We start from the raw sequence: 21,729 nt of genomic DNA, 5'->3' as shown, positions 1-21,729 counted from the left end.
TTATTGATTGAACACGACAAGATGGCCGGAGCCGATCACTTTGCCCTCCGCCACTATCTTATAAACATAGATGCCGTTGGCGAGTTGGGTGCCGCTTATATCCGAAACGCCGTTGAATTTTATTTCGTTATAACCGGCCCTGGCGCCGTTGGCTCCGGCCGTGAACCGGCGCGTCCAGACCGATTCACCGCCCGGCCCGACCATCAAAAACATCGTGTTCACATCCTTGGTCAGATTAAAAGCCATTGACATTGTTTGATCCTTGGCCGGCGAAAAGACCGGAGTCGAGACCGTGACATTCCCCAGCACCTTGGCCGCGCTCTCATAAGAGACCAGCAAGGTAAATGCCTTAACAACTTGATTGCCGGCCATGTCTTTGGTCTCGATCCTCAAAGTGTGGGAGCCGTCCGCTAGCTCGGTCGTCGGTTTGATCTGCAGCTTTGTGCTGGTAACGGACGTAGCCGCCGTCGCTTTAGCCGACGAAACAATGTTCCCGTCAAGCCAGACCTTGATCGAAGAAGTATCCAGCGCCAGATTATCATTAAGCGTGATTTCAAAAGTCGGCTGTTTGCCGATATGATCGCCATCCTTGACTGCAACACCCTCGATATTGACCACGACTGTGGGCGCAGTCGTGTCGGCAACCGTAGTTGTTGTGGTAGTGGTAGTCGTGGTTGCTCCCGCAACAGTTGTCGTCGTTGTGGTGGCCGTTGTCGTAGTGGTAGTTGTAGTAGTGGTTGTGGTGGTTGCAGTAACAACAGTAAAGCTCCACGAACCGCTGTAATCGCCCCAGTTGCCCGCACCGTCTTTCGCCTTCACCTGCCATGTATGAGCGGCCAGCGACAGTGCCGTCGGCTGGACATAGCTTGTTACCGCCCCAAGGGTAGTCGCAGTCGTATCAACCTTGATCTCATAACTGATAACTCCGCTTAACGCGTCGGTCGCCGCACTCCAGCTGTAAGTTGGCGTCGTTTCGATTGTCGTGTCACCATTTGCCGGCGTAACTAAGACCGGCGCGCCCGGGCCCGTTGAATCCAGGGTGATACCGGCTGTCACCACTACACTTTCATTTGAAACATTGTCCCGCAATTTGTAGTAAACGGTTTTGCCGCCATCTCCGGCCGTCAGAGAATATCGCGTTGGATTAACATAGGCCAGCCAGCCGGAATCATTGGTCGAAAAGCCGGTGTTTTCCGCCAGGCGCATCTGCGCCGGCGAGCCGCTGGTCCCGGCGGCTTCGACCGTAATTATCGGCAAATTGGTATAACGCGTGCTTTCACTTGTTATGTCCTTTAATGTGATGCCCGTGATCCCCGGCCCGGTCAGGTCGACAGTCAAACCGAAAGTGGAAGAAAAGCCCCCCCAGTTGCCAGCTATGTCCTTCGCTCTCACCTTCCAGGTATGCGCGGCTTCGGTCAAAATAGGAGTAGTGTAACTCGTTGTCGCCCCTTGAGTTGCCGCTGTCGTGTCGATCGTAACTTCATAACTCCCTATGCCTGAACCGCTATCCGTTGCCGCTTCCCAGGTCAGGGTCGGCGTAGGTGTCGCGACAGAAGCGCCATTGGCCGGGGTTACAAGTGTCGGCGCACTCGGCGCGGTCGCATCGACCGTCACCGTCCAGGTGGACGAAAAGGCGCCCCAGTTGCCGGCTACGTCCTTCGCTCTCACCTTCCAGGTATGGGCGGCTTCCGACAGCGCCGTCCCGGGCGTATAAGTCGTTGTCACTCCCTGGGTCGCCACCGTCGTATCGATCGTTATTTCGTAACTGCCAACACCTGAACCGCTGTCCGTCGCCGCCTGCCAGGTAAAAGTCGGCGTAGTGCTTGTAGCGTAACTGTTATTCGCCGGGGTCGACAGTGTCGGAGCGCTCGGCGCGGTTACATCGACCGTCACGATCCAGGTGGACGAAAATGCGCCCCAATTGCCAACCGCATCTTTGGCTCTCACCTTCCAGGCATGAGCGCCTTCCGAAAGTACCGTCCCGGGCGTGTAAGTCGTTGTCGCCCCCTGCGTCGTCACCGTCGAATCGATCGTTATTTCATAGCTGCCCACTCCCGAGCCGCTATCAGTCGCCGCCTGCCAGGTAAAAGTTGGCGTGGGGCTTGTAGCATAACTGTTATTCGCCGGGGTTGACAGCGTCGGCGCGCTCGGCGCCGTTGAGTCGATCGTGAAATTCGCCGCGCTTTCTCCTGTTCCTGTACTATGGGCAGCCGAATTGTCCTGGGCCGTGACCCTGACCCTGACGATCGACGAGTCCAAACTCGGCACCGGATTCCAGGGGTAGGCCGCATTGGTAGCGACGCCGGTCGCGATCGTGTTCGGATAAGTTGCCCCGCTATCGGTCGAATAATAAATATTAACGGAGTTTGCCTTAATGCCGCTCGAATCAGAAAGGGTCCAGGTTATATTTTGAGACGATCCACCTTGCCACTTTTCCCCGCCGACCGGTGAGGTAACTTCGACTGCCGGCCCGGTAAAATCGGTTTGGTAATAAGAGTAAGCTCCCATGTCGGCGCGGCTGCCGTCGGGATCGAGCGGAGACGTTGGATCTCCGGCATCGATGCAGGGAGAGCTGCCTTGAAGATGAAAATCATTATTTGTCGGGTCAACGAACACGGCATCCGCCGAGATGGTCCCAACCCCCGAAATTGTCGCCGGCGACCAACTGGTCTCATTATTCCAGACATCGTCGTATAATGACGTAATGGTGCCGCCAACCCGCTTGATGCCGTAACTGCCGGCATCGGGAGCCCCGCCGGTCGGTTTGTTTATTATTATATTATTTTCACTCGTGGCCGTGCCGCCGACAATTCGTATACCAATAACATTTTTGACGATCGTGTTCTTCTTGATGATCGGATTGCCGCTGACCATATAGATGCCGCCGTAACCGGTGTTCAAATAGCCCCGCACTTCGTTCGAGGTTATTGTCCCGCTCCCGTAAGCTTGGACACCTGCGGCGGCATTGGTATTGCTGCTGTAACCGATCAATTTATTGGTCTTAATATCAAAATTACTGCAGGTGTTGGCCATGCCAATACCAACATCAGCCGTTATCGTATTGCCTTCGATCGTGACGTAAGAACTGCTGTTGCCGACTAAGTAAATGCCGTTCGAATAAACGCCGGCGTATGAATTCGTTATCGTATTGTTCCTGAAGATCAAATAATCGGCCCCGCCGACCGCGTAGATCGGATAGTACCACCCGCCGTAGGTGATCGTGTTCCCCTGGACCAGACAGTTGTCGGGGCCGTCCGACAGTTGGTAGACCGATCCGTTTATATAAATCGCGGAGCCGTTGGTTTTGGTCAGAGTGCTGTTCAAGACCTGACAATAAGGCCCAAGTATGCTTACATCATAATAATCCCCGCTCGCAGTGTTATTGATCGCGATGCCGTCCAGCGTCGCGCCCGTCCCCAGCATGACCGTCGTCACAGCCGCGGCCGCCGAATCGATCGTCACTACCTCCGTCAGGTACCGCCTCAATCCCTTGCTTACTTCCAAAGTCAACGGGAAGGTCTCTCCTGCCGCCGCGTTGTACGTCCCGCCCCTCACGTACACCGTCCCTTCGGTCGAGCCCAGCGCTTTGAAGATCGTCTTCCAGGGACTGCCCAGACTGCCGTCGCCGGTCGAATCATTCCCGCTGTTGCTGACGTAGGATGCGGCGACTATCCCCGAACTGGCCGCGGCGCCACCGTAGGCGCCCCGGTTACCCCCGTCGGCCGGATCGGCGCTGTTCAAACACGGCGAGTCGGTGCAAAGTAAATAATTGTTCGCGTCCGGGTTGACAAAGCGCGGGCAGGCCGTCGCGTCGTTCGTCCGCCCGTTGATCGTGCCGGTAGAAACAATATAATAAGCCATTTCAACATTGTACAACTGGTTGTACGAACTGTTGGTCATGCCGGACGCGGCATTAAGAATACCGACGCTGTTATCATAATATTTCCCCGGCCTTGTCCGGCCGGCGATGATATTATTCTTGACCGTCGCCACCCCGTTGGAAACGTTGCGGACCCCTACCGCGTTATTGACGATCGTGTTCTTGCTGATCGTGATCGGCCCGCCGCCGGTAAAATGGATGCCCCCGTAACCGGTGTTCAGATAGCCCCGCACTTCGTTCGAAATGATTGTCCCGGTCCCATTAACTTGGATACCCGTGGCGGCATTGGTATTGCTGCTGTAACCGATCAATTTATTAGTCTTAATATCAAAATTACTGCAGGTGTAGGCCATGCCAATACCGACATCAGCCATTATCGTATTGCTCTCGATCGTGGTATAAGAATTGCTGTTACCGGCCAAGTAAATGCCGTTCGAATAAACGCCGGCGTATGAGTTTGTTATCGTATTGTTCTTGAAGATCAAATAATCAGCCCCGCCGGCCGCATAGATCGGATAGTACCACCCGCCGTAGGTGATCGTGTTCCCCTGCACCAGGCAGTTGTCGGAGCCGTCCGACAGTTGGGAGGCCGATCCGTTTATATAAATCGCGGAGCCGTTGGTTTTGGTCAGAGTGCTGTTCAAGACCTGACAATAAGGCCCGAGTATGCTTACATCATAATAATCCCCGCTCGCAGTGTTATTGATCGCGATGCCGTCCAGCGTCGCGCCCGTCCCCAGCATGACTGTCGAGACAGTCGCGGCCGCCGAATCGATCGTCGCCGCCTCCGTCAGGTACTGCTTCAAGCCCTGGCTCACTTCCAAAGTCAACGGAAAGGTCTCGCCCGCCGCCGCGTTATACGTCCCGCCCCTCACGTACACCGTCCCTTCGGTCGAGCCCAGCGCCTTGGCGATCGTCTTCCAGGGACTGCCCAGACTGCCGTCCCCGGTCGAATCATTCCCGCTGTTGCTGACGTAGGAGACGGCGACTATCCCCGAACTGGCCGCGGCGCCACCGTAGGCGCCCCGGTTACCCCCGTCGGCCGGATCGGCGCTGTTCAAACACGGCGAGTCGGTGCAAAGTAAATAATTGTTCGCGTCCGGGTTGGCAAAGCGCGGGCAGGCCGTCGCATCATTCGTCCGCCCGTTGATCGTCCCATAAGCCACGTAATAACCCGTTTCGACATTGAATAATTGGTTGTACGAGCTGTTGATCGAACCGTTTGAAGTGTTATTGTAAAGGCCGACGCTGTTATCATAATATTTCCCCGGTCTTGTCCGGCCGGCGATGATATTATTCTTGACCGTTACCGCCCCGCTAGAAACATTACGGATACCGACAGCGTTATCGACGATCGTATTCTTGCTGATCGTGACCGGATCATTACCGCCGGTGATATAGATGCTGCCGACACCTGTGTTCAGATAGCCCCGCACCTCGTTCGAGGTTATTGCCCCGTTCCCCCTGGTTATTATACCAGCGTAAGCATTGGTATTATTGCTGTAGCCGATCAATTTATTGGTCTTAATATCAAAGCCGGTACAGGTACCAGACATGTAAATACCGTTGTCAGCCGTTATCGTATTGCCTTCGATCGTGGCATATGAAATTCCTATCAGGTAAATACCGGTCGCAGAACTATTGCCATATGAATTAGTTATAGTATTGTTCCTGAAGATCAAATAATCAGCTCCGCTGGCCGCATAAATCGGATAGTAAACATTACTACCGCAATTATTGATGGCATTACCCTGGACCAGACAGTAATCGGCACCGCTGGTTAAATAGAGGGAACTGGCTCCTCCCGAAACGATACTGGTCAATAATTGGACGTTGGCACCCGTCACATTCACCGCGTAGTTGTTAGTCGAGGTTTTCTTGATCGTCAGGCCCTCTAGTGTGGTATTTGCCCCGACGTTGAGCATATTATTATCTGAACTACCAGCATCGATCGTCGCCAGGTTCGAGGCACTTGAGGTTATTGTGCGGTTGGCTACAGTTATCGGAAAAACTTCACCGAGCGCCGCATTATACGTCCCGGCCGCCGCGTGAATGGTGTCGCCGACCGCCGACATGGTCGCCGCATAGGTCAGGTTTTTCCAGGCCGTGCCGGCGGTCAAGCCGTCATTAGAATTTGAACCGGCGGGGTCGACATAATAATCGGCAGCTGCATAGGCCGGTCCAAAAAGAGAAAAGATCAAAAGCCCAAAAATTATTATGCTTCTCATAAAGAAATCTTTGCCCACGACCTAAGAAAACGGCCGGTAACTAATAAACCGGCGTAACCCAATCGGCGTATTTGGGATTATCGCCGCGCGCCGCGGCAAAATAAATTTTCTGTAATTTCCGCGTGATCGAACCGGGCTTACCGTCGCCGATCTTTTTGCCGTCGACATCAACGATCGGCGAGATCTGGGCGCCGGTGCCGCAGAAAAAGAGCTCATCGGCCGTGTACAGTTCAGCCTGCTTCACCTGCCGTTCTACCGTCTTGATTCCCAGCTCCTTGGCCGCCAGGGTCATGACACAAACCCGAGTAATGCCGGGGAGGATCGTTTCCGAAAGCGGCGGGGTAACCAGTTGTCCATTCTTAACCATAAATAGGTTTTCGCCCGACCCCTCGGCCACGGTCTTTTCGTGCGACAGGAGGATCGCTTCGTCAAAACCCTTTTCCAGCGCTTCCGCCTTGGCCAGCGAAGAATTAAAGTAACTGCCGGTGATCTTGGCCCCCTGCGGCGCCGACTTTTCGGAGATCCGCCACCAGGAGGAAACGCAGACCCTGATCCCCTTGGTTATGTCGAGATAAGCGCCGAAGGGCGAAACAAAGAGGCAGAAATCCTCTTCTACGCCGATCAGCCCCAGACCGATCTTTTCCTGTGATTTATAATAGATCGGGCGGAGATAAATGTCCTCGCGATAGTCGTTTTTTCTCGCCAGTTCGACGGTGATGTTTTCCAGTTCCGAGAGGGAGTATTTAAGCGTGCTTTTCAGCGCCAGTTTCGTCGATCGTTCCAGCCGCTCATAATGCTCCCGCAGCTTGACGATATACATCTGGCTCTTTTCGGCGTTCCAGTAGCCGCGGATCCCTTCGAAGACGCCGGTCCCGTAGTTAAAAGCGTGGGTCATGATACCGATCTTGGCTTCGCTAAACGGGACTATTTTATCTTTAAAAAACGCGTATTTCATTGCCGGGACCCTCCGCTCCGCTACATTGATTCCGGGGCCGTTATTCCCAGTAATTCTAACACATTCCGGAGGGTGATTCGAGAAGCATTTACCAGCACTATTCTCGACGGATCACCCAGCACGCGGCACTGCTCGTAAAAGTGGTGAAAAACGATCGCCAGCTCCTTGCCATATTCGGTGATCCGGTGCGGCTGGCGCAGTCGCGCGGCCAGGCTAACCATCTCTGGCCAGGTTAACAGCTTAAGCATTAGTTCTCGCTCAGCCGGATGCTTCAATGCGGATAGATCAATCCTCACCCCCTCTCCGACTATCGTCGGAGTTTCCCCCTCTCCATCTTTGATGGAGAGGGGGACGGAAGGGGGTGAGGCGGATTTCTTCAGGATACTGCAAATCCTCGCGTGCGCGTACTGGACGTAGTAGACCGGATTATCGTTCGATTTTTTCTTGGCCAGTTCTAGGTCAAAATCAAGATGGGAGTTAACGTCGGTCGCCGCGAAGAAGAACCGGGTCGCGTCCGAGCCGACCTCATCGAGCACTTCCTGGAGGGTGACCATTTCGCCGGTCCGCTTCGACATCCTGACCGGCTCCTCCCCCCGGTAGAGCGTGACCAGCTGGCCGATGATAATATCGAAGTTCTCGACCGGCAGGCCAAGCGCCTGGAGCGCCGCCTTCAACCGTTTGACGTAACCGTGGTGGTCGGCTCCCCAGATGTTGATCAGCCGGTGGAAACCGCGCTGGAACTTATCGAGATGATAAGCGATGTCGGCGGCAAAATAGGTCGACAGTCCGTCTTCCTTGATCAGGACCCGGTTCTTGTCGTCCCCCATCTCCTGCGATTTAAACCAGACCGCCCCACCCTCGATGACCGTCTTCCCCATCACCTCTAACTGTTTGACCGCTCCGCGGACCTTGCCAGCATCATGTAATGTATTTTCAAAAAAGAAATTATCAAAACTTACCCCGACCTGGGCCAGCGCCTGCTTCTGCCCGGCCAGGATCGAAGCCAGGGCTTCTGCCTTGGTCTCCCCCTCGACGTCTTTGATATAAACTCCGCCATAGCCCCCCTCCGGAACAGGCTGGCCGGCCCGGGCCGCCTGGACGGAGAGCCAGAGTTTCTCGACCTGATTGCCGACATTATTGACGTAGAATTCGGTACTGACCGCCCAGCCATCGGCCCGCAGGAGCCGGGCGATCACGTCGCCGACCACCGCCCAGCGGCCGTGGCCGACGTGGAGGGGTCCTGTTGGGTTGGCTGAAACAAACTCGAGCAAAACAGTCATCGGTCGTCCGTCGTCAATCGTCAGTCGCTTTCCCATCCCATAGTTATGGTCCTGTTCAATAATCTGGCAAAGATTTTGTTGCAGGTAAGCGTCTTTGAGGAAAATATTGATAAAGCCGGGTTTGACTATATCAAGTTTGGCGATGAGCTGGCCGGCATCCAATTCCTTGATCTTGGCCGACAGCTCGGCAGCCAGCTCCAGAGGATTGCGGGAAAACTTCTTCGCGCCGATGATCGCCGCGTTGACGGCATAATCGCCGTACTCCTTGCGCGGGGAGCTCTCGACCTTAAAGGGGAGCGGCTCTGGTACGCCGAGGGCTGCCAGCGCCGCCCGAACAAGTTGCGCCAGTCGCTGTTGAGCCATAACAAAAAGAGTTAGTTGTCCTTCTTCGTTAAATCGCCCTTGATCTCCTGGAACTTCTCTTTACCTTTGGCCAGGGCGCCCTGCAGTTTTTCACGGGTCTCTTCACCTTTGGTCGGGGCGAACAACAACCCGGCAACCAAACCGAGCAAACCACCGAAAGTCAGGGTCTTTAACCAACCGCTCATTTTTCCCATTTCATTTCCTCCCTTATTTTTTGAACAGGACTTCGAAAGACTTCTTTAGCCCGGCGGCAAAAGCGGCCAGGGAAGAATCGTTCATTTTCCGCTTAGCCGAACCCAGCCCACCGACGACCATCGTCACGATATCAAAGAGCGAAGCGACCATCCGGACTTTGCTGCTGATCTCGCTCGAGGTCTTCCGAACATCGACCAGGATAATGACCAGCTGCACGGCCCCCACGGTCAAGGCCAGTACCAACAGGATCAGGCAGAAGAACAGGATATTGATCAGATACAACTGCATATTAAACTCCCTCCCCTTCCGTCATCTCGTCTTCTTGCAAGGCCCGGTCGACTTCCGCCTGGCCGGCCGTCAGTGCTTCCGAGAATTTATCGACCAGCCCTTCCAGGCCGGCCTCTTCCAGTTTCGCCTTCAGGAACGCCCGGCTCTTCTCGCCGGCCGCCGGGGCGAACAAGACCCCCACCGCCAGCCCAAGCAAACCGCCGACCAGCATCCCTTCCAGCAGACCTGATCGCTCTTCCGCCATGTTACTTCGCCCTCGGGTAGGAGCCGAGCAGCCGGAGGAAAGAGGCCTTGCGCTTGATCTCGCGCAGGGCGTCGGCAATGACCTTGTCCTCGCGGTGCCCCTGCATATCGACAAAGAAATAGTAGTCACCTAACGCCCGTTTTGACGGGCGCGATTCGATCTTGGTCAGGTTGATGTCACGGATGGCAAATTCGCTCAAAACATCATGCAGACCGCCCGGCCGGTCCGCGGCAATGGAAAATACTATTGAGGTCTTATCCCGGCCGGTCCGCGGATGGTCTTTTTTGGCCAGGACGATAAAACGGGTCTGATTATCATGGGCATTGATCTTTCTGGCCACCACGCTCAAGCCGTAAAGCCTCGCCGAGGCCGCGGTCCCGATCGCCGCGAAGACACTCCCCTTGACCTTGCCATGCGAGATGACCCTCTCCCCCAGAGAAAAAGCGACCTGTTTAACGGCATCAGCCGTGCTGTAGGAGAGATGGAGTTTAGCGTGGGGAAGCTGGCGGCGGATAAAATCTTTGCATTGGTCAAGAGCGGGCGGGTTAGAGATCACATCGGTGACCTGGTTCAGCTTGACTCCCTTCTGGGCGATCAGGTAATGGTAGACCGGCAGGACCAATTCCTGTCTGATGACCAGCGAGACCTCTTTGGCCAGCATATCGGTCACAGCGGAGATAGTCCCTTCTATCGAGTTCTCGATCGGGGCAACGGCTTCAACTACCTTGCCGTGCTGCGCGGCCAGCAACAGGCTGTGGATAGTACTAAAAGGAAAGAGTTCGGTCTTCCCCTCTAAGCGGCGGAGATAGACCTTCCCCGCTTCTTCGGAAAAAGTCCCTTCAGGACCGAGATAACCTACTCTCATATTTCACAACCTCCATGTCCGAAGCTTTGAGCATTTCTTGGGCCAACTCGTCGGGATAACCGCCGGCATAGACGACCCGTACGATCCCGGCGTTGATCATCATTTTAACACAGATGACGCACGGCTGATAGTTGCAATAGAGAGTCCCCCCCTCGATCTTGACGCCGTGCCAGGCGGCCTGGATGATCGCGTTCTGTTCGGCGTGCAGGCCGCGGCAGAGCTCGTGCCGCTGGCCGGAAGGGACGTTCATCTGCTTGCGGATGCAGGTCTCATCCGTGCAATGGTCAAAACCTTTGGGGGCGCCGTTATAACCGGAAGAGAGTATCCGGTGGTCCTTAACAATGATCGCGCCGACCTGCCGCTTAACGCAGGTCGCCCGCTCGGCCACGTCAGCCGTGATCTTGAGGAAATAGTCGTCCCAACTTGGTCTTTTCATGCTGCTCCTAAATGGCGGCCTTTATTCACCTTGCAACGATCGGTTCCGAAATGTAGCGGCGACCTTCAGGTCGCCATCCAAATGGCGGTCTAAAGACCGCCGCTACTTTTTTTACCCCTCTCCCTCTGGGAGAGGGGGCACAAGCTCAACTCGTCTAGGGTGAGGGCTGCGAATACCCTACCGCCGTCACTTTTTTCTCCCAACAACAACCCGGACCGCCGCGGCGACCTCTTTCTCCGTTAAACCGTATTTGACCAGCAATTCGTCCGGCTGGCCGGACTCGCCAAAAGTATCGCGCAACCCAACCCGGGCCATCGGCACCAGCGCGTTCTCGACCAGGACCTCGGCCACCGCCCCGCCCAACCCGCCGATGATCGAATGTTCTTCGGCCGTGACGATCGCCCCGGTCTCTGCGGCGCATTTGATGATCAGGGGAACATCGAGCGGCTTGATCGTATGCATATTAACTACCCGGACATTGAGCCCTTCCTTGGCCAGGAGTTCGGCCGCTGACAGTGAAACCCCGACCATCAGGCCGCAGGCAACTATGGTCGCGTCCCGTCCTTCCCGCATGACGACCCCTCGTCCGATCTGATAATCATAATTCGGGTTGTCGTAGATGACTTTGGTCTTGGGCCGGCTCAAACGGATATACATCGGGCCGTTGAATTCAACCGCCGCCTTGATAACTTTCTCCGTCTCCACCCCATCCGCCGGGACCACAACTGTCATATTTGGCAAGGCGCGCATAATAGCGATATCTTCGTTCGCCTGGTGGGAAGCCCCGTCCTCACCGGTCGTAATGCCGGCGTGAGTGACCACGACTTTGACGTTCAATCGGGTGTAAGCGACCGACATCCTGATCTGGTCCCAGGCCCGGCCGGAAGCAAAGACAGCAAAGGTCGAAGCAAAGGCGATCTTACCGGCGGCAGCCAAGCCGGCGGCAGTGCCGATCATATCCTGCTCGGCGATCCCCATATTGAAAAAGCGCTCCGGAAAAGCCTTGGCAAATCCGGCGGTCTTGGTCGAACATGAGAGGTCGGCATCAAGGACCACAATGTTCTGGTTGCTCTTCCCCAGTTCAACGAGGACTTGGCCATAGACATCACGGGTTGCGAGCATTTTAGGTTCGTTCATATTTCAAATTCTTTAATCTGGCAGATCTCACAGATCGCTTTTTTCTCTTCGTCCTTCGTCGGCGCTTTGCCGTGATAATCGAGCGGCTTCGCTTCCATAAAGCTGACCCCTTTTCCCTTAACCGTGTCGGCAACGATCATCGTTGGTTTACCTTTGGCCTGTTCGGCCCGGGCCAGCGCTTCCAGGATCGATCCGAAATCATGGCCGTCGGCCGTCAAGACGTTCCAGCCGAAAGCGCGCCACTTGTCGGCCAGCGGCGCCAGATTTTTGATATCCTCGATCCGCCCGTCGATCTGGTATTTATTGTGGTCAATGATCGCCGTCAGATTGTCCAGCTTGTAATGGGCCGAGGTCATGGCCGCTTCCCAGACCTGTCCTTCCTGGCATTCGCCGTCGCCCATCAGGCAATAAACGCGGCCAGCTTTTTTATCGAGGCGCCCGGCCAGCGCCATCCCGTTGGCCGCCGATAAACCCTGGCCCAGCGAACCGGTCGACATCTCGATCCCCGGCAAGGAAAGCATGTCAACGTGCCCCTGCAGGGAACTGCCGATCCGGCGCAAGGTCTTGAGGTAATCGACCGGGAAATAACCGGCTTCGGCCAGCGCGGCATAGAGGACCGGCGCCGCGTGCCCCTTGCTCATGACAAAGCGGTCACGGTCGGCCCAGGCCGGCTCTTTGGGCCGATGTTTTAGCACGGAAAAATAGAGGGCGGCCACGATGTCAGCCGCCGACAACGAGCCGCCGGGATGGCCCGAAGCGGCCGCGCAGGTCATCTCAATGATGTGGCGGCGGAGTTTAACGGCTTGCGCCTGTAATTCTTTGATCTTTTCTTTAGTAACCATAATTTGATTTTACCATGATCTTTATCTCCGGCTCAAGCCGCCTTTTTACCGCTTTCTGAACTTTAGTCATGAGCTTGATAATATCGGCCGCTTTAGCCTCGCCTAAATTAACGATAAAGTTGGCGTGCTTGTTCGAGACCTGGGCGTCACCGACCCGCCACCCTTTACAGCCGGCCGCCTCGATCAATTGGCCGGCGAATTTACGCGGCGGGTTTTTAAAGACGCTGCCGGCATTGGGACTGCCGAGCGGCTGGCGATGAGCACGCAGTTTGAGATATTCCTGGACCTTCTTTTTCATGACCGGCCGCTTCCCCCGGCGGAGGCGCAAGACGACCTCGGTCACGATCAATTTACGGCGTTGCAGGACGCTGCGGCGATAAGAGAAATGGAGCGCTTTTTTGCTCAAGACCTTTTCCTGCCCGCGGGCGTCGAGGACTTTGACCCGCGAGATGACCGCGCCGATCGACTTTTGCCAAGCGCCGGCGTTCATCGCCACCGCCCCGCCGACCGAACCAGGTATGCCGGCCAGGAACTCGAGACCGGCCAGCCCTTTCCCGACGGCATAATGGACCAATTTGGGGAGCGGGACCCCGCTGCCGACGTAAAGATAACGCCCCTTGGCTTTCATCCCCACCAGCCCACCACCGAGCTTGACGACCAGGCCGCGGAACCCTCGGTCGAGCGCGAGGAGATTGGTACCCGCCCCCATGACCGCTACCGGCAGACGCCGCTCGCGGGCAAAATGGAGGGCCGCGCGAAGCTGCTCGGCATTTTCCGGGACGCAAAAATAATCGGCCGGGCCGCCGACCCGGAAGGAGGTATGTTTTTTCAGCGGTTCGTTCCTGATCAGTCTCACGGTTTCATCCTCAAGCGGGCCAGGATCTCTTTGCCGACCGTATGGATGTCGCCCGCCCCCAGGGTCATGATTATGTCGCCGGCGCGCAGTTCTTTGACCAGGTGCTCGGCGATCAATTCTTTCTTGGGGATATACTCGGTCCGCTCCGGGTCCAGCAACTCGACGATCGTCTTGCCGGAAACTCCCGGCATAGGCGCTTCGGAAGCGGCATAGACATCGGTGATGATCGTCCGGTCCGCGTCGCCGAAGGCACCGGCGAATTTATCGCGCAGGAGAAAGGTCCGGGTGTAACGGTGCGGCTGGAAGATACAGATGATCCGCCGTCCGGGCCAGCCGGAGCGGGCCGCGCTCAAAGTCGCCTTGATCTCGGTCGGATGATGAGCGTAATCGTCGATGACCAAGATCCCGTCCTGATCGCCGACGGTCGAGAAACGCCGCCGCGCCCCGACGAACGACTTCAAAGCATTGGCCACTACCCCTAATTCGAGGCCGTAATGTTGTGCCACGGCAAAGACCGCTAAACTGTTCAGGACATTCTGCCAGCCGGGGACCGAAAGGTTAACTTCCCCCGCCGGCTCCCCGCCCCGCAACAGCGTATAGGTCGAACAGAAATTCTCGTAGCTGATCTCGCCGGCACTGTAGTCCATCGCCGGGTCGAGCCCGTAAGTCAGGTAGTCCCTTTTGACCCGCTCCATCAAATGCTGGTTATTCTGATCGGTCCCGTCAATGACGATCAGACCGTCTTCCGCCGTCCGCTCGGCAAAACGCTCGAACGTGGCCAGCAACTCGTCCATGCTGCCAAAATGCTCCATGTGGTCGGCTTCGATGTTCGTGATCACTTCGACGGTCGGCTCGTAATAGAGGAACGAGCTGTCGGACTCGTCCGCTTCGACCACGATGATATTACCGTCGCCCAACTTGGCGTTGCCGTCGGCGTAATCCATGTCGCAACCGATCAGGTAGGTCGGGTTCATTTTGGCTGTTTCCAGCACCCGGGCGATCATCGCCGTGGTCGTCGTCTTGCCGTGCGTGCCGGCGACGGCGATCCGGTGCTCCGAACGTTCGAGTATCCAAGCAAGGACCTCCGCCCGGCGGGCCAGTTTGATCCCCTTGGCCAGCGCTTCCCGCAGCTCCGGGTTCTCCATATTGACCGCGGAAGAATAGACCAGGATATCGGCATCGCGCACCTGGGAAGCCTCGTGGCCGATGTAGACTTTGACCCCCAGGTCCTTAAGCCGCATCGTATTCGTCCCCTCTTTGCTGTCCGAGCCGCTGACCTTAAAGCCCATCTCGTGCAAAACGCGGGCAATGCCGGACATGCCGCAGCCCCCTACTCCGACCAGGTGAATATTCCTGTTCCGTTCGAGATCAAGACCCATTAAGTATCCTTTCCGCGATCAGTTTGGCCGCCTCCGGCCTCCCCAGGCGCCGCGCGGCCGCCGCCATGGCGGGTAATTCACTTTCCGCGTCGGCCAGGGCCGAGATAAAACTGGCGGGAGTAAGTTTTTCGTTCTTGACCACGAGCGCGGCTCCGGCTGACTCGACCGCAGCGGCATTCAATTCCTGATGATTATCCGCCGCATAGGGATACGGGACCAGGACCATCGGCAAGCCCCGCACGGTAAATTCGGCGATGGCCGAAGCACCGGCCCGGCTAATGACCAGGTCGGCCGCCGCCAGGAGATCCCCTACATTATACAGGTAAGCCAGGGGGTGGTAAAAGGGACGCTCCGGCAGCTCGCGCCCGCCAAAATCCCGCGGCCCAATGAGGTGAAAGAGCTCCCAACGCTCGCCATCGATCGAGGGTAAAGAATCGATGACCACCTGATTGATGCTCCTCGCCCCCTGGCTCCCACCCATCACCAGGAGAACTTTTTTCTGGCCAGTAAGGTGGAGGGCTTGACGGGCAGCAGCTCGCTCGGCCCGGATGATCTCCGGCCGGACAGGATTGCCGGCCACCGTTCCCCGCAAATATTGGAGCGACTCGGGGAAAGAGAGGAAGACCTCTTTGGCCAATCTCGCGCCAAAGCGGTTAGCCGCGCCAGGCAGGACGTTCTGCTCCTGGATGAAGAGCGGCACACCTAAGAGCTTAGCCGCCAGGACCACCGGCAGGCTGATCAAACCACCGGTCGACAATAAAGCTTGCGGCCGGAAAGAGCGGAGGATCATCAGCGCCTGGAAAAAAGCGACGGCCACCTGCGGCCGGACCAGCTTGATCGGCCAGCCGGCTTTCGTCACCAGCTCTTTTTCTAAACCCTTCAGACTGCCAATAAAGAGGACCTCAACTGCCGGGTCTTTTTCCCGCAGTGCCGCGGCTACCGCTACGCCGGGATAAATGTGCCCGCCGGTCCCGGCGGCGACAATGGCGACTCGCCGGACGCTCACGGTTGCCTCGAAACGTTCAGGACAACACCGACCGCAAAAAGGTTGATGATCGCCGCGGTCCCCCCGTAGCTGATAAAAGGCAACGGGATGCCGGTGGTCGGGACCAGGCCGAGGACGACCGAAATATTGAGCAAAGCCTGGACCGTCAGCCAGGAGACGATCCCGCCGACCAGCAAACGTTTAAAGAGGTCCTTGGTCTGGAGAGCGATCTGGAAACCGCGGTGGGCAAAAACAGCCAGAGCGATCAGGACGCTTAAACCCCCGATCAAGCCGAGCTCTTCGCAGAGAATGGCAAAGATAAAATCGGTGAATTGCTGCGGCAAGTAATAAAACTTTTGCCGCGAGGCGCCCAAGCCCAGGCCGAGCACCCCGCCGGACCCGACCGCCAAGAGCGACTGGATCACCTGGAAACCGGAACCGAGCGGGTCTTTCCACGGATCAAGATAGGAGGTCAAACGCCTTAGGCGATATGGGCTGGTGATGCTCAAGGCCAATACACCGATGATCCCGAGCAAGCCGATCGACCCGAGATGAAGATATGACGCCCCGGCCAGCAGGAGCAGGGCAAAGACGGTCGTCCCGATGGTCAAAGCGGTCCCCATATCAGGTTGCTTCATGATCAAGAGAGCGATCAGAGAAAAGATCAGCAGTGGGGGGAGGAAGCCGCGAGTAAAGCTTCCGATGTTAGTTTTATTTTCCGATAGCCATTTCGCCAGAAAAACGACCATGGCGAATTTGATCAATTCCGAAGGCTGGAAAGAGATGATCCCGAGGTCGATCCAGCGTGACGCCCCGAGCACTTTCCGGCTGACCCCCGGCACAAAAACAGCGACCAGCAAAGCGATTGCGATCAGCAGAATTTGCGGCGCTTTCGCTTTCAAATTATCCAAGTTCAGGTTCAAGCCGTAGAACATGGCCGCCAAGCCGAGGGTCAGGAAAAAAAGATGCCGCTTGATGAAATAAAAGGTATCACCATACTTCATCCCCATGACCGGACTGGCGGAGAGGATCATCGCCGTGCCGAGCGCCAGCAGGAAAAGAACGGCCAGTAAAAAGAGGTGATCTAGTCTTTTAGCTTTCGGCATAATTCCTTGAACACCCTACCCCTTTCCTCATAATTATTGAACATATCGAAACTGGCGCCGGCCGGCGAGAAGAGAACGATCTCCCCGGGCGAGGCGGCGCGATAAGCCAGTTTGACCGCTTCTTCCAGGGAGAACCCGGCCCGCACTACTTTGGTATAGCCCGCGCTGTTCAGAGCAGCCGCAAATCTTTCCGTAGCCTCCCCGACCAGCACGACCTCTTTGACGAACGCCTTGATCTGCGCGACCAGCGGGACCAGATCGGTCCCCTTGTCCCGGCCACCTAGGATCAGGACCATCTTCTTTTTCCCGGCAAAAGTCTCGATCGCCACCAGGGTCGAATCAGGGTTGGTCCCCTTGGAATCGTTATAAAAATCGACCCCGCGGCGGCTAACCGTAAACTCTATCCGATGTTCGACCCCGGGAAAGGTCCGCAATACTTCAGCCACGATCTCCTTGGAAACGCCGCACAAGTAAGCCGCCTGCGCGGCCGCCAGGGCGTTCTCCAGATTATGCCTCCCCGGCATCTTGATCTCGCTCGGCTTGATGGTGATGATTTCCCCAGTCTTGGCTTTTGAGAACCCCCGTACCTCACACCTCGCCCCTCGTACCATCTCAACTACCTCTGGGTCATCCTGATTATATACCAGATAATCGTCACCTGCCTGGTTCCGGAAGATCTTTTGTTTCTCCTTGATATACGAAGCCATCGTGTGATGGCGCTCGATATGGTCCAGCTGGATGTTCAGGATAACGCTGATCTTGGGATGGAAGGTTTCGCTTGATTCCAGTTGATAACTGCTGACCTCGGCCACGATATAATCAAGATCTGAATCGTCCAGATCGACCAGCGGTTGGCCGATATTACCGCCGACAAAGACCCTCTTCCCGGCTGCTTTCAGCATCTCGCCAATCAGCGTGGTCGTGGTCGTCTTGCCGTTGGTCCCGGTAATGGCGATGATCGGCCGGGTCAGGAAACGATAAGCCAGCTCAAGTTCGGAAATGATCGGCACCCCAATATCCCGGGCCTTAACCAGTACCGGCAGATCGAGATGGACACCAGGACTGACCACGATCAGCGAAGCACCGGTGACGCTCCGGGCGGTATGGCCACCGAGCTCGAGTTCAACCCCGAGCCGGCGAAGCTCATTCGTCACCTCGGGATCGAGCGACGGCTTGGCCTCGGTTGCCAGAACCCTGGCCCCCAGTGACGCTAACTTCCGCACCGCCGCCAGGCCGCTCTTCCCCAACCCAAAGACCGTTACCCTTTTCCCTTTTAGATCCATAACCCTATGATCGCTAAGATCACCCCAAACACCCAAAACCCAACCACGACCGTCGTCTCTTTTATCCCCATCAGCTCGAAATGATGATGGAGCGGGCTCATCTTAAAGACCCGCCGCTTAATAAGCTTGTACGAACCGACCTGGATGATGACCGATAACGCCTCGAGGACGAAGATCCCCCCGATCACCGCCAGCCGGAGCTCCCCGTGCATAATTACCGCTAACCCGGCCAGGGCCGCCCCCAGGGCGAGCGACCCAACATCACCCATAAAGACCCGGGCGTGCGGGAAATTGAAGTAAAGAAAAGCCGTCACCGCGCCGGAACAGACCAGGGCAAAAGTCACTGCTTGGGGTAAGTTCATTTGCCAGGCCAGTATCCCAAAAGCCAGGAAAGCGACGCTCGCTGTCCCGGCCAGCAGGCCGTTCAGGCCGTCAGTCAAGTTGGTCGCGTTCGCGGAACCGACCACTAGGAAGATCACCAACAACTGGTAGAGATAAGGATTGGCAAACCCATACCTCCCCAACCATCCACCCAGAGTAAGGTTCTGTCCCAATAAGGTCATGACCAGAGCAAAAACTGCCGCTACGACACCCTGGACTAATATCTTCTGCCAGAAGGTCAACCCGAGATTACGGCGGAAAAAAACCTTACAGGCATCATCGGCCAGGCCAATAACCGCAAAAGCCAAGGTCAGCAGGAAGAGAGCCAAATACTGCGGATAGAGCTCGAGGTCGATCAGCACCACGGTCATGGCCAGGATGACCAGGACAAAGCCGACCCCTCCCATGGTCAAGGTCCCGCTTTTAGCCTGATGGCTGGCTGGCCCCTCCGTCCGCACCGGCTGGCCAAGATGCCAGACCTGGAGCAACCAGATGACCGGGAAAGTGACCAGCAGGGAAATGACTGCCGCGGAGAAAAAAGTAAATATCGGGATGATCACCTGATAATTTTACAATAATTTGCGAGTTGAAGCAACGAAAACTCAGCGCCTTCACCCCTATCCCCCATCCCCTTCCCCCTTAATAAGGGGGAAGGGGAGAAGAGGGGTTAGGGGTAAAACAAAAGACTCCCCGCGTCGGGGAGCCTTTGTTAATTATCGGCCGATAATTTAGAGATAGAAGCGATAGCCGCCTTCCAGGACTAAACCGCCGGAAGAAGTGCTGAAGCTAATGCCGCCGACTGAGAACGTGTAATTGGCAATGGCATATTTAATCTGCCCAAAGACCGTGCCTGAACCGGCAAGCTGGTAATCCATCCCGCCGAATCCCTGGAAACCGATAGCCGAGGCATTGACCCCGCCGATCGACTGGTAGAGGAGCCCGCCGCCAGCATAGAAGTTACCAGGCGCCCCGGCGATCGGGGCAAAATGATAGACTCCATTACCGGCCACGGTGATGATCGAACCACCGGAAACCATGTAATATTCAACCTCACCCATCACGTCAACCGAGGGCATGACCGGGTAAGCTACTTCACAGCCGAGGAAGAAAGAATTCAAGCCGCCGGTGCCGAAACCGAGTTTAGGCGAAACAACCAGGCCGCCACTCTGGGCGACATGGCCGGTCGTGCCGTAATCCGCCGGGGTCGGGTTCTCTACCCGGACGGGGGCCGGCGTGGCGGTCTTGGTGGTGGCCGCCGGTTTCACGGTCTTTTTCACTGCCGCAAAGGACGCCGTCGTCAAAACCAACATCGCGATCAAACTAAATGTTAAAACTCTTTTCATTTTTCACCTCCCTTTTGTTCGATAAATATTAACACAGTCTCCAACGGTTAACAAGACAACAAAAAGCCCCTCGACTCTGGTTCGACTCGTCCGCCTGAGGCGGACTCGCTCACCATTCGCTCGGGGGGCTTTTTAAAACCAATTCGATAAATGCTAGAAATAGAGCCGTCCACCCGTGTAGATCAGCGCGGAGTTCGTCCCCACTCCCCAGGTGGTCGTGCCGGCAGCCGAAGTCAAGGTAAAGGCTGTCAGATCCGCAAAAATGGCCAGATGCGGAGCAAACATATATTCGGCTCCCAGCAGGAAACTGGCCGTGATCACTGACGTTCCGGCCGCTGATGTCAGGACCAGTGTCGGCGCCATATATGTTCTCAGCTCGTCGGAAATCGTGTTCAGCGGGATATCCGCTCTGCCGCCAACCGTAACATTGGTTGTTCCGGCCGCGGGAGAAGCGATCGTTCCGCCAACTTCCAGGCTCCAGCTGCCCATGCCAAAGCGCAGGGATGGAAATCCGACCAGCGAGTTAAGGCTGATAGCCGTCATCCCCATCGACGATGAAACAGCTTCCGCTGCCGGCGCTTTACTAGCCGGCGCTTTGCTAACCGGTGCCGCAAAAGAAACCGAAGCAACACAAATAATCAACGCAAAAATAAACGCGAACTTTTTCATTTATTCACCTCCTTGTCCCGAACTTATCGCAGGACTGTTATTTGCCCTTGAACAGGTTGTGCAGAAAATCGGCCGCCATGTCCTTGCAACCGAGGCCGAAAGCGATCGCCGCAGCCAGGCCAACGGCACCAATAACTACATCCATCCGCGGCAGGTCCGCTCTCACCCCGAGCTGGGCCAGGGCAACGATGAAGGTGACGGTAATGACAAGATAATAAACGACCCGGGCCAGGGTCCTGCCGCCGTCAATGCCTAAATTCAACATGATCAGTTTAATGCTCGCGGCAAAGAGCGCGGCGAAAAAGAGGCCAAAGCCCATGATCATAGTGGCAATGATGACCAGGCTGAAATAGGCCAAGAGACCGCGCAATGCCGGACCAATCATCAAGCCAAGCCATTTGGCTGTAGCGATAACCGTAATGAAAATGACCAACCAGTAGAGGGCGTTACCGCATAATTCCGAAAAGGAACGCCGGACCTCGCCTTTTTCCAGAAGAGAATTGAAACCAACCTGATTAAGCCAGCGGTCGAGCTGGACCAACTTAAGCAGGTAAGTTACGGCCAGGCTAATTCCGCGAGCCAGGAGATAACCGACCAGGACGATGACGAGGGCGATCTTGACGTTGATCAGAAGCGGATAGAGCTGCGACCAGGCCAGATTAAATGAATCCATATAAAGACCTCCTGTTTACGCTTTAATGATAGCCAGCAGCAATGAGATCGCCATGAAAGCAATCGCCAAACCCCAGGTTATCCGGTCCAGCCCCTCTTCCATCCCTTTGGGACTACCGAACAATTTCGCCGAACCGCCGATGCCGCCTAACCCCTCCCCTTTGGCCGCATGGAGCAGAACAGCCCCGATCAGAAAAACCGCGGTCAGGAACTGGGCCAGCATCAATATTATTTTCATAATTATTAATTACCTCTTATTTTTAGATATGGAGCAGAGCGGGATCGAACCGCTGGCCTCGGCATTGCGAACGCCGCGCTCTCCCAACTGAGCTACTGCCCCAC

The 21,729-nt window shown here is 56.1% G+C and carries 20 protein-coding genes and 1 tRNA gene; all 21 read right to left on the bottom strand.

The annotated features are described in order from the left end of the window. Positions 1-6,108, bottom strand: a complete 6,108-nt coding sequence (locus WC903_04785; GenBank protein MFA5893258.1) for a right-handed parallel beta-helix repeat-containing protein — start codon at positions 6,106-6,108, stop codon at positions 1-3. A gap of 40 nt (positions 6,109-6,148) precedes the next feature. Beyond that, a complete protein-coding gene (locus WC903_04780; GenBank protein MFA5893257.1) occupies positions 6,149-7,063 on the bottom strand; it encodes a branched-chain amino acid transaminase in 915 nt (304 codons plus the stop codon). Between the two features lie 20 nt (positions 7,064-7,083). After that, a complete protein-coding gene (locus tag WC903_04775) occupies positions 7,084-8,706 on the bottom strand; it encodes an arginine--tRNA ligase (protein ID MFA5893256.1) in 1,623 nt (540 codons plus the stop codon). 11 nt (positions 8,707-8,717) lie between these two features. Beyond that, positions 8,718-8,891: a YtxH domain-containing protein gene (locus WC903_04770; GenBank protein MFA5893255.1), complete on the bottom strand. Its 174-nt coding sequence runs from the start codon at positions 8,889-8,891 to the stop codon at positions 8,718-8,720. A gap of 22 nt (positions 8,892-8,913) precedes the next feature. After that, positions 8,914-9,189 carry a hypothetical protein gene (locus tag WC903_04765; GenBank protein MFA5893254.1) on the bottom strand — a complete coding sequence of 92 codons (276 nt, stop codon included), beginning with the start codon at positions 9,187-9,189 and terminating at the stop codon, positions 8,914-8,916. 1 nt (position 9,190) lies between these two features. Then, complete coding sequence (locus tag WC903_04760) at positions 9,191-9,433, bottom strand: hypothetical protein (GenBank protein ID MFA5893253.1); 243 nt, start codon at positions 9,431-9,433, stop codon at positions 9,191-9,193. Between the two features lies 1 nt (position 9,434). Further along, complete coding sequence (gene pheA, locus WC903_04755) at positions 9,435-10,298, bottom strand: prephenate dehydratase (GenBank protein MFA5893252.1); 864 nt, start codon at positions 10,296-10,298, stop codon at positions 9,435-9,437. Then, positions 10,273-10,734: a cytidine/deoxycytidylate deaminase family protein gene (locus WC903_04750; protein MFA5893251.1), complete on the bottom strand. Its 462-nt coding sequence runs from the start codon at positions 10,732-10,734 to the stop codon at positions 10,273-10,275. The genes pheA and WC903_04750 overlap by 26 nt, the downstream gene beginning before the upstream one ends. 186 nt (positions 10,735-10,920) lie before the next feature. Beyond that, a complete protein-coding gene (locus WC903_04745) occupies positions 10,921-11,871 on the bottom strand; it encodes a transketolase family protein (GenBank protein ID MFA5893250.1) in 951 nt (316 codons plus the stop codon). Beyond that, on the bottom strand, positions 11,868-12,713 hold the full coding sequence (locus tag WC903_04740; GenBank protein ID MFA5893249.1) for a transketolase: 846 nt from the start codon (positions 12,711-12,713) through the stop codon (positions 11,868-11,870). The genes WC903_04745 and WC903_04740 overlap by 4 nt, the downstream gene beginning before the upstream one ends. Continuing rightward, entirely contained in the window at positions 12,703-13,569 is an 867-nt protein-coding gene (gene murB / locus WC903_04735; GenBank protein ID MFA5893248.1) for a UDP-N-acetylmuramate dehydrogenase, read from the bottom strand. Before murB ends, WC903_04740 begins: the two co-directional genes overlap by 11 nt. Further along, on the bottom strand, positions 13,566-14,948 hold the full coding sequence (murC, locus tag WC903_04730) for a UDP-N-acetylmuramate--L-alanine ligase (GenBank protein ID MFA5893247.1): 1,383 nt from the start codon (positions 14,946-14,948) through the stop codon (positions 13,566-13,568). The genes murB and murC overlap by 4 nt, the downstream gene beginning before the upstream one ends. After that, entirely contained in the window at positions 14,938-15,954 is a 1,017-nt protein-coding gene (gene murG / locus WC903_04725) for an undecaprenyldiphospho-muramoylpentapeptide beta-N-acetylglucosaminyltransferase (GenBank protein MFA5893246.1), read from the bottom strand. The genes murC and murG overlap by 11 nt, the downstream gene beginning before the upstream one ends. After that, positions 15,951-17,039 carry a putative lipid II flippase FtsW gene (gene ftsW / locus WC903_04720; GenBank protein MFA5893245.1) on the bottom strand — a complete coding sequence of 363 codons (1,089 nt, stop codon included), beginning with the start codon at positions 17,037-17,039 and terminating at the stop codon, positions 15,951-15,953. The genes murG and ftsW overlap by 4 nt, the downstream gene beginning before the upstream one ends. Continuing rightward, complete coding sequence (gene murD, locus WC903_04715) at positions 17,018-18,322, bottom strand: UDP-N-acetylmuramoyl-L-alanine--D-glutamate ligase (protein ID MFA5893244.1); 1,305 nt, start codon at positions 18,320-18,322, stop codon at positions 17,018-17,020. The genes ftsW and murD overlap by 22 nt, the downstream gene beginning before the upstream one ends. Further along, positions 18,313-19,263 carry a phospho-N-acetylmuramoyl-pentapeptide-transferase gene (gene mraY / locus WC903_04710; protein ID MFA5893243.1) on the bottom strand — a complete coding sequence of 317 codons (951 nt, stop codon included), beginning with the start codon at positions 19,261-19,263 and terminating at the stop codon, positions 18,313-18,315. The genes murD and mraY overlap by 10 nt, the downstream gene beginning before the upstream one ends. Positions 19,264-19,431: 168 nt before the next feature. Next, on the bottom strand, positions 19,432-20,046 hold the full coding sequence (locus tag WC903_04705) for a hypothetical protein (protein ID MFA5893242.1): 615 nt from the start codon (positions 20,044-20,046) through the stop codon (positions 19,432-19,434). Positions 20,047-20,199: 153 nt separating this feature from the next. Next, positions 20,200-20,715 carry a hypothetical protein gene (locus WC903_04700; protein MFA5893241.1) on the bottom strand — a complete coding sequence of 172 codons (516 nt, stop codon included), beginning with the start codon at positions 20,713-20,715 and terminating at the stop codon, positions 20,200-20,202. Between the two features lie 37 nt (positions 20,716-20,752). Next, the gene (locus tag WC903_04695; GenBank protein ID MFA5893240.1) at positions 20,753-21,388 is read right to left on the bottom strand and encodes a hypothetical protein; all 636 of its coding nucleotides are present in this window, start codon (positions 21,386-21,388) and stop codon (positions 20,753-20,755) included. Positions 21,389-21,403: 15 nt separating this feature from the next. Beyond that, a complete protein-coding gene (gene secG / locus WC903_04690) occupies positions 21,404-21,625 on the bottom strand; it encodes a preprotein translocase subunit SecG (GenBank protein MFA5893239.1) in 222 nt (73 codons plus the stop codon). Between the two features lie 29 nt (positions 21,626-21,654). Beyond that, positions 21,655-21,727, bottom strand: a tRNA-Ala gene (locus WC903_04685). Between the last annotated feature and the right edge of the window lie 2 nt (positions 21,728-21,729).

Source organism: Candidatus Margulisiibacteriota bacterium (genome assembly GCA_041658645.1).
Lineage (GTDB): Bacteria > Margulisbacteria > WOR-1 > O2-12-FULL-45-9 > XYB2-FULL-48-7 > JBAZZV01.
The sequence above is the reverse complement of the archived record's forward strand: the minus strand, read 5'-3'. Positions and strand labels throughout refer to the sequence as shown.